The organism is Shinella daejeonensis (assembly GCF_024281235.1).
Classification (GTDB): domain Bacteria; phylum Pseudomonadota; class Alphaproteobacteria; order Rhizobiales; family Rhizobiaceae; genus Shinella; species Shinella daejeonensis.
The window spans coordinates 1-12,734 of record NZ_JAHWXY010000022.1; the positions used below are offsets into that span (position 1 = coordinate 1).

12 protein-coding genes and 2 pseudogenes are annotated in these 12,734 nt (G+C 61.7%); 11 read left to right on the forward strand and 3 right to left on the reverse strand.

Annotated features, from left to right (window positions below; genetic code table 11):
- The first annotated feature begins 195 nt into the window (after positions 1-195).
- The 8 genes and pseudogenes from KYK29_RS22080 to KYK29_RS22110 form a co-directional block, all read left to right on the forward strand.
- Positions 196-714: a DUF2840 domain-containing protein gene (locus KYK29_RS22080; RefSeq protein WP_254693042.1), complete on the forward strand. Its 519-nt coding sequence runs from the start codon at positions 196-198 to the stop codon at positions 712-714.
- The gene (locus KYK29_RS22085; RefSeq protein ID WP_145396305.1) at positions 711-1,256 is read left to right on the forward strand and encodes a S26 family signal peptidase; all 546 of its coding nucleotides are present in this window, start codon (positions 711-713) and stop codon (positions 1,254-1,256) included. The genes KYK29_RS22080 and KYK29_RS22085 overlap by 4 nt, the downstream gene beginning before the upstream one ends.
- 33 nt (positions 1,257-1,289) lie before the next feature.
- Positions 1,290-1,625 (forward strand): DUF736 domain-containing protein, encoded by a 336-nt coding sequence (locus tag KYK29_RS22090; protein ID WP_145396306.1) that lies wholly within the window; start codon positions 1,290-1,292, stop codon positions 1,623-1,625.
- Complete coding sequence (locus KYK29_RS22095) at positions 1,622-2,554, forward strand: lytic transglycosylase domain-containing protein (RefSeq protein WP_254693043.1); 933 nt, start codon at positions 1,622-1,624, stop codon at positions 2,552-2,554. The genes KYK29_RS22090 and KYK29_RS22095 overlap by 4 nt, the downstream gene beginning before the upstream one ends.
- Positions 2,555-3,059: 505 nt before the next feature.
- Positions 3,060-3,521: pseudogene (locus KYK29_RS22665) on the forward strand (relaxase/mobilization nuclease domain-containing protein); the annotation flags it as partial.
- Positions 3,522-3,689: 168 nt separating this feature from the next.
- The gene (locus KYK29_RS22100) at positions 3,690-4,922 is read left to right on the forward strand and encodes a DUF3363 domain-containing protein (protein ID WP_437437289.1); all 1,233 of its coding nucleotides are present in this window, start codon (positions 3,690-3,692) and stop codon (positions 4,920-4,922) included.
- 216 nt (positions 4,923-5,138) lie between these two features.
- The gene (gene floR, locus KYK29_RS22105) at positions 5,139-6,353 is read left to right on the forward strand and encodes a chloramphenicol/florfenicol efflux MFS transporter FloR (RefSeq protein ID WP_033945809.1); all 1,215 of its coding nucleotides are present in this window, start codon (positions 5,139-5,141) and stop codon (positions 6,351-6,353) included.
- Positions 6,354-6,446: 93 nt separating this feature from the next.
- Positions 6,447-6,563: pseudogene (locus tag KYK29_RS22110) on the forward strand (DUF3363 domain-containing protein); the annotation flags it as partial.
- Here the strand turns inward: KYK29_RS22110 and tetR(G) are convergent.
- The gene (gene tetR(G) / locus KYK29_RS22115; protein ID WP_254693044.1) at positions 6,560-7,186 is read right to left on the reverse strand and encodes a tetracycline resistance transcriptional repressor TetR(G); all 627 of its coding nucleotides are present in this window, start codon (positions 7,184-7,186) and stop codon (positions 6,560-6,562) included. The pseudogene KYK29_RS22110 and the gene tetR(G) sit on opposite strands and share 4 nt — an antisense overlap.
- Positions 7,187-7,290: 104 nt before the next feature.
- Here tetR(G) and tet(G) point away from each other — a divergent pair, with 104 nt between their 5' ends.
- Positions 7,291-8,466, forward strand: coding sequence for a tetracycline efflux MFS transporter Tet(G) (gene tet(G), locus KYK29_RS22120; RefSeq protein ID WP_208632936.1), 1,176 nt, complete (start codon positions 7,291-7,293; stop codon positions 8,464-8,466).
- Between the two features lie 89 nt (positions 8,467-8,555).
- Positions 8,556-9,473 carry a LysR family transcriptional regulator gene (locus KYK29_RS22125; protein ID WP_254693046.1) on the forward strand — a complete coding sequence of 306 codons (918 nt, stop codon included), beginning with the start codon at positions 8,556-8,558 and terminating at the stop codon, positions 9,471-9,473.
- Positions 9,474-9,507: 34 nt separating this feature from the next.
- On the opposite strand, the gene fabF is transcribed toward KYK29_RS22125, so the two are convergent.
- Together fabF and KYK29_RS22135 are read right to left on the reverse strand one after the other, a co-directional pair.
- On the reverse strand, positions 9,508-10,770 hold the full coding sequence (gene fabF, locus KYK29_RS22130) for a beta-ketoacyl-ACP synthase II (RefSeq protein ID WP_081650885.1): 1,263 nt from the start codon (positions 10,768-10,770) through the stop codon (positions 9,508-9,510).
- Positions 10,771-10,774: 4 nt separating this feature from the next.
- Positions 10,775-11,284: a winged helix-turn-helix transcriptional regulator gene (locus tag KYK29_RS22135; protein WP_042061242.1), complete on the reverse strand. Its 510-nt coding sequence runs from the start codon at positions 11,282-11,284 to the stop codon at positions 10,775-10,777.
- Positions 11,285-11,479: 195 nt separating this feature from the next.
- Between KYK29_RS22135 and KYK29_RS22140 the strand changes: the two genes are divergently transcribed.
- Positions 11,480-12,439 carry a LysR family transcriptional regulator gene (locus KYK29_RS22140; RefSeq protein WP_035302746.1) on the forward strand — a complete coding sequence of 320 codons (960 nt, stop codon included), beginning with the start codon at positions 11,480-11,482 and terminating at the stop codon, positions 12,437-12,439.
- Positions 12,440-12,734 lie beyond the last annotated feature (295 nt).

A 12,734-nucleotide genomic window follows, 5' to 3' on the forward strand; every position in this document is an offset into this window, starting at 1 on the left:
CACCGTTCACGGTATGGCAAGAGGCGCTTACTCCACACGCGACGAGAACAGAAACAGTTACCCCAGCTAACTCTTTTTCTTTGACGCGCGCGCAGGCGAAGCGTGGTGCCGGTTCTGCTCGAAGGGGCGAGCCATGACGGCCGCGCTCGACGCGCTGTGCCCGCGCAGCCCCCAGCACATCCCCGGAGACGAACAATGACCCGTCGCGCCCACCGCAGCGCGCACGGCCGTCCGCTGCCGGACGGGCCTGCGCCCTTCACCACATTGGTCGAGCTGACCTTCGAGAAACGCAAGGTCGAGCACTGGATACGCTTCGGCCGCAAGAGCTACGAGCATATCATCGACCGCCGCCGCAGCGTCGTCGGCTTCGCGCCGGGCAGCGTCTTCGCCTTCGTCCGTTGGGCATCTGGCGAGCACGGCACTGTCGTTTCGCGCATCGATATTGTGCGCGCCATCGGGCGCGGCGAGCCGTTCCAGACATTGCCCTTCGTGCGCCCCGGTGGCGAAATCCTGTTGCGCCTCGACGGCTGGCCCAAGGTGCAGCGTGCGCTTGTAGCTATCGACGCCGTGGATGCGCTCGGCCTCGATCCGGCCGACGCCTCGCCGGATCACTGGCGGCACGTCCACAACCGTTTGACCGCCAATCTGGAACCGCACGCCTACACGCCCGAGCGACATGCCGCTTGGCTTCACCGTCGAAGGATCGAGCCATGACGCGCCGCCGCACCCTTACGGTGACGGCGCTGGCGGTGATCGGCATCGCCGCCGCAAGCGCGGTCAAGACGCCGACGAAACTCATATGGAACGCCACCGCCAGCGCGCCAGTCGGGTTCTACACCGTCGAGCCGGCAGACCGGATTGACGTGCCCGAGCTGGTCGCCATCATGCCGCCCGAACCGCTCGCCAGCTTCATGGTCGAGCGCGGCTATATCGCGCGAGGCGTCCCGCTCTTGAAGCGCGTCTTGGGCCTGCCCGGACAGCGGGTTTGCCGAGCCGGCCGCACGATCACGGTTGACGGGATCGAGATGGGCGAGGCGCTGGAGCGCGACAGCCTCGGCCGCGATCTGCCCGTCTGGCAGGGCTGCCGCGTCATCGGCGGCGACCAGCTTTTCCTCATGAATTGGGAAGTCCGCGACAGCCTCGACGGCCGTTATTTCGGACCCATCCCCGCAGATTCCGTCATCGGCCGAGCGGTTCCGCTCTGGACCGATGAGGAAGGCGTCGGCCGCTACGAGTGGCGCGCGCCGACGCACTGACCCCCCCCGAGAACCAACCGCAGGAGATTTCCCATGGCAGAAATAGGCACCTTCACCCGCACCGAAACCGGCTATGCGGGAGAGCTTCATTCGTTCGGCCTCCACGAAAAGCTGTTCATCGTCCCGGCCAAGCCCAGCGACGTGAAAAACGCGCCCGATTATCGCCTGCGCCTCGACAGCGAGGACGGGCCGGACGCAGGCCCCGCATGGAAAGACTCCAGTGAGAACGCTGGCGAGTTCGTGTCGATGCGATTGGAGGGACCGATCTTTCCGTTCCCGATCCGCGCCAAACTGTTCCAGTCCAACGACGACCCTTCGGTCTGGACCCTGCGTTGGAAGCACGCCCGGAAGATCGAGGATGAGGAATGACGGCCGCGCGCGTCCGGCCCGCCATCCGGTCAAAGATCGGCATCCCTTTGTTCGCGGAAAAGCCGTCTCATCCCTTCGTCCCGCTCGGCGACCAGACGGCCGGCGCGCGCAGCAAAGGTCAGGGGCGGCCATCGGCCGGCGCTTGCGCCTTGCCCTTGACCGCAGCGAGCACGCTGGCAGGCTGGCGGCAAAGCGGAGACAGGCCGGCATGGCATTATGCCGTTCTGTTGCTGGCGGGGGCGCTTTCCGTCTGCGCCGGATCGGGCGTCGCGGTCGCGCAATCCGCGCCTGTCGAGCGCCCGGCCGCAGTCCATCCTTATGCGGCGCACATTGCCGAGGCGTCGCAGCGGTTCGGCATCCCCGAGCACTGGATTCGCGCCGTGCTGCGCGCCGAAAGCGCGGGCGATGTGCGGGCGGTTTCGTCGGCCGGCGCGATGGGATTGATGCAGGTGATGCCCGACACATGGGCGGGCCTGCGCGTCCGCCATGGCCTCGGACGCGATCCCTACGACCCGCGCGACAACATCCTCGCAGGCACGGCCTATCTGCGCGAGATGTTCGACCGCTACGGCAATGTCGGCGCGATGCTTGCGGCCTACAATGCCGGTCCCGGCCGCTACGACGAGCACCGCGCGACGGGCCGCCTGCTTCCCGCCGAGACGCGCGCCTATGTCACCGCGCTCTCCCCGATCCTTGGCGGCGCAGCCCCATCGGATATGCGGTCCCCACAGCCGGCACCGCCGCCTGATTGGCGCGAGGCACCGCTGTTCGTCATGCGCCCGGCCGACACGCAGGCTGCCGCCGCGCCGCCGTCCGAGGCGCAATCAGGCGACGGTCGCGCTGCCGTTCCGGCGCGCGATCCCGCCATTGCGGAGCCACAGGACGGCAGCATTTTCGTGGCGAGCGCGAGCGACGGAGGAACGCCATGAAGGTGGCATTCCCGTGCTCGGCGACGCCGGTTTCAGCATCCGGTCGGGCAGGTTTGCGCCCGGCAGGATTCCCTGCAGGAGGGGCAGAAAGGGCAGAAAGGGCGGAGGGCAAGATTAAAGAAGACGGCACCATATGGGGCCGCTTCTGGAAATTGTTGTTGTCTGCACACTGGTTAGGTGGTCGGTTCCGGCACCATGGTTTTGAGGGGCCGCGTGCCGCGATTTTGCGCAAAGCCTTGGCTTTGCAGGGTTTCGAGCGGCACCATAGGCGCAGATCGGCCGTTTTTCGGCGATTTGGGCTGGAGTCGCGCCCTTGAGCGCCGACGACGAAAACCGCTTCCGTCCGAAGCCCGGCCGCATCCGATCCGACACGCCGAAGGCCGGCAAGACCAAGAGCTTTTTCACGCAGGTCAGGAAGATCACCCGCCAGCATCAGGCGGCAGCCTCACGCGATCCTTCCATGCCGTCATCCGCGCGCCCGTCATCGCCGGGGCGGTCTCGCGCCATGGCCGCCAGCGGCAAGGGCGTGAAGCGCGGCCGGGGCGCGAGCTTCGTGCGCGCCCGGAACATATCCGGCAACTGGCATCATCGCCAGCCGGGCAGCCGCCGCGTGATCGTCAAGCAGCGCAGCGTCCGGGCCGCATGGAAGGGCGGCCGTGCCCGCGCGCATCTGCGCTATGTCCAGCGTGACGGAACCTCGCGCGACGGCGAACGCGGCCAGCTCTATTCGGCGCATGAAGACCGCGCCGATGGCGACGCCTTCCTTGATCGTGGTCAGGATGACCGCCATCAGTTCAGATTCATCGTCTCGCCCGAGGATGGCGCGGAGCTGTCGGACCTCACGGCCTACACCCGCGATTTCATGAAACAGGTGGAAGGCGACCTCGGCACGAAGCTGGATTGGGTTGCCGTCAATCACTACAACACCGGCCATCCCCATGTGCATGTCATCGTCAACGGCCGCGATGATACGGGCGGGGATCTAGTCATCAACGGCGACTATCTCGCCAACGGCCTGCGCGAGCGCGCCAGCGAGCTTGCCAGTCTGGAACTCGGCCCCGTTACCGAGATTGAGCAGACCCGCAAGCTGTCCGCCGAAATCGACCAGGACCGTTTCGCCCGCATCGATCGCGCCATGGCCGAGGAAGCCGATGCCCGTTTCGTCGACCTGCGCCACGAGCCGGCAGCGCCGAGGCGGCAGTTCGAGCGAACGCTACGCCTGCGCAGGCTCGCCAAGCTGGAGAAGATGGGGCTGGCGACCGAGCACGCGCCCGGTGTTTGGGAATTGAGCAAGGACATGGAACCGGTCTTGCGCGAGTTGGGCGAGCGGGGCGACATTATCCGCACCATGCACAAGGCGCTTGGGCCGCAGGGCGGCGAACGCGATCCCATGAGCTTCCAAATCCATGACGGAGCGCCCGAGACGCCCATCGTCGGCCGCGTCGTGGACAAGCACCTGTCCGACGAGCTGGGCGAGAACCTGACAATCGTGGTGGACGGGATCGACGGCCGCACACACCACATTGCCGGCATCGCGCCCGAGCGGCTGGAGGACGCCCGCATCGGCAGCGTCGTCCAGATCGGCCCGGCCGAGGCGGCAGCCCGACCGTCCGACCGCACCATCACCGCCATCGCCGAGGACGGCATCTATCGGCCGAGCCGTCATCTGGAGCAGGCGAAATTCGAGGGCCGCGTTCCCGGCGGCGACTATGAGGGCTATATCGATGCCCATGTCCGGCGGCTGGAGGCGCTGCGCCGGGCCGGCATCGTCGAGCGCATCGACGCCGACCAATGGCGCATCCCAGATGATCTGGTCAGCCGCGCGGCTGATTACGATGCCGGCCGCGACCGGCAGGCCAGCGTTCGCGTGCTTTCCCCGGTTGATCTGCAAAGGCAGATACGTTCGGACGGCGCGACATGGCTGGACCGGCGATTGGTCCATGGCGAAACGGCCGACCTTGCGCCGACCGGCTTCGGGCAACAGGTCCGCGAAGCCATGGACCAGCGCCGCGAGCATCATATCGAACAGCGCGACGCCACGCGCAACAGGGACGGCCGCATCTTCTACCGGCGCAATCTTCTCGCCACCCTGCGCGAGCGGGAAGTTGCGCGCGCCGGTGCGGAGATGGCCGAGGGCAAGGCGCTGCCGTTCCGCGCCGCCAAGGATGGTGAGAGTGTCAGCGGCAAGTTCACCGGGACTGTCCAGCTAACGAGCGGCAAGTTCGCCATCGTGGAAAAGAGCCACGAGTTCACCCTTGTCCCGTGGCGGCCGATCATCGACCGCCAGCTCGGCCGCGAGGTCGCGGGTATCATGCAGGGCGGTTCGGTGTCGTGGCAGGTAGGGCGGCAGCGGGGGTTGGGGCTATAGGAGTCAACGATACCGCATTGCAACGCAACAACTAATTCGATAAGAGCTGCTATTCAATTTCGTAATCGTGGAGCCATCAGCATGGGAAATTCCAAGTCAGCAGACAAGTAAGCCGCAACATCAGAATTGTTGTTGCGGCGCTCTGTAAGACCAATCCCATCTGATTGCTGACGAGCAGACGCTGCCCGGTATCCTTAATCGAGCGGTTGATTCGTCATGACCACCACACGCCCCGCGTGGGCCTATACGCTGCCGGCAGCCTTGCTGCTTATGGCTCCCTTCGACATCCTCGCGTCGCTGGCGATGGATATTTATCTTCCAGTCGTTCCGGCGATGCCGGGCGTCCTGAACACGACTCCATCCATAATCCAACTCACGTTGAGCTTCTACATGGTGATGCTCGGTGTGGGCCAAGTGATCTTTGGGCCACTCTCCGATCGCGTCGGGCGACGGCCGATCCTGCTTGTAGGCGCAACGGCTTTCGTTGCTGCGTCTCTGGGAGCGGCTTGTTCTTCAACTGCATTAGCCTTTGTTGCGTTTCGTCTGGTTCAGGCAGTTGGAGCATCGGCCATGCTGGTGGCCACCTTCGCGACCGTGCGCGACGTATATGCCAATCGTCCCGAAGGTGCCGTCATCTACGGCCTTTTCAGTTCGATGCTGGCGTTCGTGCCTGCGCTCGGCCCTATAGCCGGTGCGCTGATCGGCGAGTTTTGGGGATGGCAGGCGATCTTCATCACACTGGCTGCACTGGCTTCGCTCGCACTCTTAAACGCCAGTTTCAGGTGGCATGAAACCCGACCGTTGGATCAGGCCAGAACGCAACGATCTGTTTTGCCGATCTTCGCGAGTCCGGCCTTTTGGGTTTACACAGTCGGATTTAGTGCCGGCATGGGCACATTCTTCGTTTTCTTCTCGACAGCCCCCCGTGTTCTCATAGGCCAAGCCGGCTATTCCGAGATCGGATTTAGCTTGGCCTTCGCGACTGTCGCGCTGGTCATGGTCACGACAACCCGCTTCGCAAAGTCCTTCGTTGCCAAATGGGGTATCGCGGGATGCGTAGCGCGCGGGATGGCGTTGCTCGTTTCCGGCGCGATCCTGTTGGGGATCGGCCAACTTTTCGGATCGCCGTCATTTTTCAGCTTCATCCTGCCGATGTGGGTTGTCGCGGTCGGCATTGTCTTCACGGTGTCCGTTACCGCCAACGGCGCACTTGCGCAGTTCGACGACATCGCTGGATCAGCGGTTGCGTTCTACTTCTGCATCCAAAGCCTGATAGTCAGTATCGTCGGGACATTGGCGGTGACGCTGTTAAACGGCGATACAGCGTGGCCCGTGATTTGTTACGCCACGGCAATGGCAGTGCTGGTGTCGTTGGGGCTGGCGCTCCTTCGATCCCGTGATGCTGCCACCGAGAAGTCGCCAGTCGTCTAGCCGACGACTGGAAGCAAGCCCGCTCCGATGCGGCGCAATAATCATCGAAACCTTGTGAATGGCGGTATCCTGTCCGGCAAGATACCGCTCATTTCCCTTGTCCCGTGGCGGCCGGTCATCGACCGCCAGCTCGGCCGTGAGGTCATCGGCATCGTGCAAAGCGGATCGGTGTCGTGGCAGTTGGGGCGGCAAAGGGGCATAAGCCTCTAATCTGTTGTAGATGAACGCAGCCGCTCGAAACCAGCGATGAGGCTGTCGAGTCCGAAGTTGAACGCAGCATCCATGCCGTCTGTTTCCAACTCGTGAAACAGATCGTGCAGGAAGGACGACGGTGCTTGCTCGGACACATCTGGCCTGTCCGGAACTCTCTCATCGGCATCAGATGCCTGCTGCTCGAGAACGGAACCGACCACATAGTGACTGACCGCCCGGAGCGCCCAAACAGCGTGCTTCGGACCAAAGCCCGCCGCGCAGAGAAAGCGTATTTGTGTCTCGGCAGCGCCAAAATTCGGTTCTGTCGGTCGAGTGCCGGCATGGATGCGCGCCCCGTCGCGACAATAGAGCAACGCCGTTCTGAAACTCTGGGCGTTCTCTTTCAGGAATAGCCGCCAGTCTTCGTTCTCTTCGGGTAGCGAGCGGGTGTGGCGTTCCGTCAGCATTGCCTCGGCCAGTGCGTCAAGCAGCGCGCGCTTGTTCTGGAAATGCCAGTAAAGCGCAGGCTGCTGAACTTTGAGGCGTTCAGCGAGCTTTCGCGTCGTCAGGTTGTCCATGCCAACCTCGTTCAGCAGCTCCAGCGCCGCTGCGATCACGGTGCCCTTGTCCAGTTTGGTCATTCACGTTCCTTCGCCAACGCTTGACAATTTATCACCGATAAGTTCTATGTCCATGTCCTTATCATTGATAAAGTCGCTCGCATTGAGCGGCGCTGGAGTTTCAGGTGCGCAGCTCTGCCATCATCGCCCTGCTGATCGTCAGTCTCGACGCCATGGGACTCGGCCTCATCATGCCGGTCCTTCCGACGCTTCTGCGCGAGCTTGTGCCGGCGGAGCAGGTCGCTGGTCACTATGGTGCTTTGCTGTCACTCTATGCGTTGATGCAGGTCATCTTCGCGCCCGTGCTTGGACAATTTTCAGATGCTTACGGTCGGCGTCCGGTGCTTCTGGCTTCCCTTGCGGGGGCCGCAGTCGATTACACGATTATGGCATCAGCGCCGGTCTTATGGGTGCTCTATATCGGCCGGCTCGTCTCCGGCATCACGGGCGCAACCGGAGCTGTAGCTGCCTCAACCATTGCGGATTCGACGGGGGAAGGTTCTCGCGCACGCTGGTTCGGCTACATGGGGGCCTGTTATGGGGCAGGCATGATTGCCGGGCCAGCACTTGGTGGTATGCTCGGTGGTATTTCTGCCCATACTCCGTTTATCGCCGCTGCCCTTCTCAACGGCTTCGCGTTCCTGCTTGCCTGCATTTTTCTCAAGGAGACTCATCGCAGCCATGGCGGGACCGGAAAGCCGGTTCGCATCAAACCATTCGTTCTGTTCCGGCTGGATGATACATTGCGCGGGCTAGCTGCGCTTTTCGCAGTTTTCTTCATTATTCAACTGATCGGCCAGGTCCCTGCGGCCCTATGGGTCATATATGGCGAGGATCGTTTTCAGTGGAACACCACGACCGTTGGCTTGTCGCTCGCGGCGTTTGGAGCAACACACGCGATTTTTCAGGCGTTTGTTACCGGCCCTCTTTCAAGCCGGCTTGGAGAACGGCGCACGCTACTGTTTGGCATGGCTGCGGATGCGACTGGCTTCATTCTTCTGGCTTTTGCCACGCAGGGATGGATGGTGTTCCCGATTTTGTTGCTGCTTGCCGCCGGAGGTGTTGGCATGCCGGCCTTGCAGGCAATGCTCTCAAACAATGTCAGCAGTAACAAGCAAGGAGCTTTACAGGGAACGCTTACAAGCCTCACCAATCTAAGCTCTATCGCGGGACCGCTTGGCTTCACGGCACTCTATTCTGCCACCATAGGAGCATGGAACGGTTGGGTTTGGATTGTCGGCGCGATTCTCTATTTAATATGTCTGCCAATACTACGCAGACCTTTCGCAACTTCATTGTGATTGAGTCATGGCGAATTGGTATGCGTAGACTTACGAGGAATGACGGATTAAATCCGTTGAGCCATCATCTCCTCTCGGGGCGAGTGCCGATGATGACCTTAGTACACACTCTCGCTGTCGCCGAATATCTCAACTTCCGTCACGCCGCCAATGCGCTCGGCGTTGCACAGTCCAGCGTCAGCGCCCGCGTGAAGGCACTGGAAGAAGACCTCGGCATCCTCTTGTTCGAGCGTCATGCACGCGGCGTTCGGCTGACCGAGGCCGGACGCCATTTCGTCGAGCGGATAGCCGTAGGTATTGACCAACTCGACCATGCGGTGAAAACCGCCGGCATGGCGGCAGCCGGAGAAAGCGGCCGGCTTCGTATCGGTATCCATGCCCTGATTCCGCATAGCTTCCTCGCAAAGCTGATCGGCCAATACCGCAAGGATCACCCCGATGTTGAAGTCGAGATCGCCGAAGGCCCGGTCCGTGAAGCGGTGGTGCAGCTTCGCGCCGGCAGGTTGGACGTGGCGTTCGTCGCGGGCACGCCCCAACCACCCGACTGCCATTCCCGTCGCACATGGACCGAACCGCTCTTGGCGGTGCTACCGGAACGGCATCCGCTCGCCAAGCGGTCAGCCGTCACATGGCCCGATCTGGCAGGCGAGACGTTCCTTGTCCGGCATGGCGGCACTGGACCGCAGGTTCATAGCCATATCATGCTACGCCATGCCGAGCGCTGGCCTGCGCCGTCGATCCTGCGCTTCGACGTGGGGCGTGGCACCCTTTTGTCCTTGGTCGGACAGGGCTTCGGCATCACCATCGTCGGCGCGGCCACGGCGCTGTTGCCGTCAACCGGCATTGTCTTCTTGCCCTTCGCCGACGAGCCGGAGCCGGTCGCCTTCTCGGCTGTCTGGTCGCCGTCCAACCGCAGCGCGGCGCTTCGTAACCTGCTCAGTCTCGCCAACGACATGGGCCGGCAGGTCTGCACGAATTCAGTACTGCCACGGATAGCGAGGGCGTGAGCCGAAGTGGTCGCGGAAGCACCGTCCGGGACTGTTATTGCCATCGCCGGAAAGCGACACTTGCATTAACGCCGCCAAAGCCGAATCCGTTGGAAATGGCATGTTCCATGAGAACAGGCCGTGCAGATTGGCGAACCAGATCGATACCTACGGCAATAGGATCGGGGCTCTCCAAATTTCTCGTTGGGGGAGCGATTTGATCCCGCAAGGCGAGTATCGTGAAGATCGCCTCAATGCCGCCAGCGGCACCGAGTAAGTGCCCCGTCGCTGACTTCGTGGCGCTTACAGCTACATCATGATCGCCAAAAACGGATTTTATCGCGGCTATTTCTCCTCGATCCCCTACGGGGGTGGAGGTTGAATGAGCGTTCAGATGTTGAACATCGTTGGGCTTCAAACCGGCACTTTGTAGCGCGATTTTCATTGCACGGGCCGCGCCTCGACCGTCCTCTGGACCGGCAGTCACATGGTGTGCATCAGCGCTTGTGCCGTATCCTACCAATTCGGCTATGGGTTTGGCACCCCGAGCAAGGGCATGTTCCAATTCTTCTATGACGATCAGACCCGCCCCTTCGGACATTACGAAACCATCGCGCTCGGTGTCGAACGGCCTTGACGCCATTTCAGGTGTAGTATTGTAGCCGGTAGATAGTGCTCGCGCGGCAGCAAATGCCCCGAGACTAACCTTGTCAATGCACGCTTCTGCTCCACCGCACAGAGCGATATCGGCTTCGTTGGAGCGTATCAGCCGCGCGGCGTCTCCGATGGCCTGAACGCTCGCAGCGCAGGCGGTTACAGGCGTGCCAATTGGGCCTGTAAATCCATGCCTGATGGTAACGTGTCCTGCTGCAAGGTTGGCAAGAAACGACGGCACGGTAAACGGTGAGAGCCTCCGTGCTCCCCGTGTATCCGTTATGCGAACTGCCGAAGCGATAGCAGGAAACCCGCCTATACCAGAGGCGATAATTGTCGCCGTGCGCTCACGTTCGTAGTCGCTCGTGGGATGCCATCCTGCCGTTTCAAGAGCCTCCTTCGCGGCCGCAAGTGCAAACAGAATGAAGCGATCCATTTTTCGTTGATCCTTTGTGTCAACGATTAAATCTGGATCAAAACCGGCTTCGGAATCTTCAATCAGGCTGGGAACGATTCCCCCGATTTTCACCGGTAGATCATTGGAGATTTCATCAGGCAAATTCCTGATTCCCGATTTCCCGTCGAGGAGTCTTTTCCAGCTTATTTCAGTGCCAGAACCAAGGGGGCCAACTAAACCCATGCCGGTTACAACAATTCGGCGCATTGGATTATTCCGTTTCTTTTTCTGAGCTTATTCGCTTCATGCGATTTATGACGCGCATCGTTTCCTCTGTTGCGGCGGGGCCTGCCAGAAGAACGGTGTTTTCGGGAGTGATTGCTTCTCCTGTATTCGCGTCGATGATAACGGCGGTCCTCTCCTGTCCGGTTTTCTTGTCACCAAGGCGCATGGCTATTTCATTGGGCGCAAGGTTCCGGTTCCCCCATGCGAACAGGGCGATTGCTACCGGATAGAAATCTCGCCCCTTGTCGGTAAGGACGTATTCAAATCGAGGCGGATGATCATTGTATCGTTGCCTTTCAAACAGTCCTTCCGCCGTGAGATGCTTCAATCGCCTCGCCAAAATGTTCGCGGAAATACCGAGATTCTTCTCGAATTCATCGAATTTGCTAAGCCCTTGGAAGGCGTCTCGCAGGATCAGGATGCTCCACCAGTCACCGACGCTTTCCAGCGCTCGGGCTGCGGGACACTCGAATGACAGAAAGCTTGTTCGTTGCATGACACATCCATAATGGTGTAACTTCCATCATGCAAGTCACTTATGCGCAGTAGGCAACATAGTAGGAGGGGTAATCCAATGCGTCATTCTAAGGGAGCCAAGCACCTGCGTCTGCTACGGCGTGGAACAAAGCACTGTAGTGGCATTTGAGCGATGCGGCGGCGATCAGCACCGATGGATGGTTGCCCATGGGGTATGCCGACCACGCTCGGATCGCGTATCCCCCTCGCATCGCTGATCCAGACACTCGCCGTCGCCGAATATCTGAACTTCCGCCACGCCGCCAATGCGCTCGGCGTGGCGCAATCCAGCGTCAGCGCCCGCGTGAAGGCGCTGGAAGAAGACCTTGGTATCCTTCTGTTCGAGCGTCACGCGCGCGGCGTCCGACTGACCGAGGCCGGACACCACTTCGTCGAGCGGATAGCGGCCGGCGTCGATCAACTGGACCATGCAGTGAAGACCGCCGGCATGGCGGCAGCGGGAGAAAGCGGCCGGCTTCGTATCGGTATCCATGCCCTGATCCCGCACAGCTTCCTCGCAAAGCTGATCGGCCAATACCGCGAGGACCATCCCGGCGTTGAAGTCGAGATGACGGAAGGGACAGCTCGCGAAGCGGTGATGCAGCTTCGCGCCGACCGGCTGGACGTGGTGTTTGTCGCGGGCACGCCCGAGCTGCCAGACTGCCACACCCACCCGATCTGGACCGAACAGTTGGTTGCCGTGCTGCCGGATGGGCATCCACTCGCCGGGCAGTCGGCCGTCACATGGGCCGATCTGGCAGGCGAGACGTTTCTTGTCCGGCATGGCGGCACAGGTCCGCAGGTTCATAGCCATATCGTGCTGCGCCATGCCGGGCGCTGGCCCGCGCCGTCAATCCTGCGCTTCGACGTGGGGCGTGGCGCGCTGCTGTCCATGGTCGGACAGGGCTTCGGCATCACCATCGTCGGAGCAGCTACGGCGCTGCTGCCCACGTCCGGCATCGTCTTCCTGCCTTTCGCCGATGAGCCAGAGCCGGTTGCGTTCACCGCCGTCTGGTCGCCGTTCAATCGCAGCGCCACCCTGAAAAACCTGCTCAACCTTGCAAACAATATGAGGCGTTGCGGCGATTCGCCCGGCCAGTTGCGCAGCGGCGATCACCCGGCCGGATGGCGGTGAACGCAACCCGTCCTATTTGCCGCCGATAGTATCCGGTAGCCCTCCCGCACCCCCTTTCCTGTTGCCTGTCCGGTTTTGCCTACTCTCTGATCGGCTCCGTTTCTTTTGCCGACTGGAGCCTGCATTGCGCGGAGGCCGAATCCTTTGGGGTCAAATCGCTGTCGTCTTCACCATCGTTCTGGTGATGGTGTGGGCAGCGACGCAATGGACGGCGTTCCGCCTCCGCTTCCAGCTCCAGCTTGGCAATCCGTGGTTCGAGCTGGCGGGCTGGCCGGTCTATTATCCGCCGGCCTTC

Coding starts and splice junctions, on each gene's coding strand:
- KYK29_RS22080 (WP_254693042.1), top strand. CDS start 196: ATGACCCGTCGCGCCCACCGCAGCGCGCACGGCCGTCCGCTGCCGGAC.
- KYK29_RS22085 (WP_145396305.1), top strand. CDS start 711: ATGACGCGCCGCCGCACCCTTACGGTGACGGCGCTGGCGGTGATCGGC.
- KYK29_RS22090 (WP_145396306.1), top strand. CDS start 1,290: ATGGCAGAAATAGGCACCTTCACCCGCACCGAAACCGGCTATGCGGGA.
- KYK29_RS22095 (WP_254693043.1), top strand. CDS start 1,622: ATGACGGCCGCGCGCGTCCGGCCCGCCATCCGGTCAAAGATCGGCATC.
- KYK29_RS22100 (WP_437437289.1), top strand. CDS start 3,690: ATGGCCGAGGAAGCCGATGCCCGTTTCGTCGACCTGCGCCACGAGCCG.
- floR (WP_033945809.1), top strand. CDS start 5,139: ATGACCACCACACGCCCCGCGTGGGCCTATACGCTGCCGGCAGCCTTG.
- KYK29_RS22125 (WP_254693046.1), top strand. CDS start 8,556: ATGATGACCTTAGTACACACTCTCGCTGTCGCCGAATATCTCAACTTC.
- fabF (WP_081650885.1), bottom strand. CDS start 10,770: ATGCGCCGAATTGTTGTAACCGGCATGGGTTTAGTTGGCCCCCTTGGT.
- KYK29_RS22135 (WP_042061242.1), bottom strand. CDS start 11,284: ATGCAACGAACAAGCTTTCTGTCATTCGAGTGTCCCGCAGCCCGAGCG.
- KYK29_RS22140 (WP_035302746.1), top strand. CDS start 11,480: ATGCCGACCACGCTCGGATCGCGTATCCCCCTCGCATCGCTGATCCAG.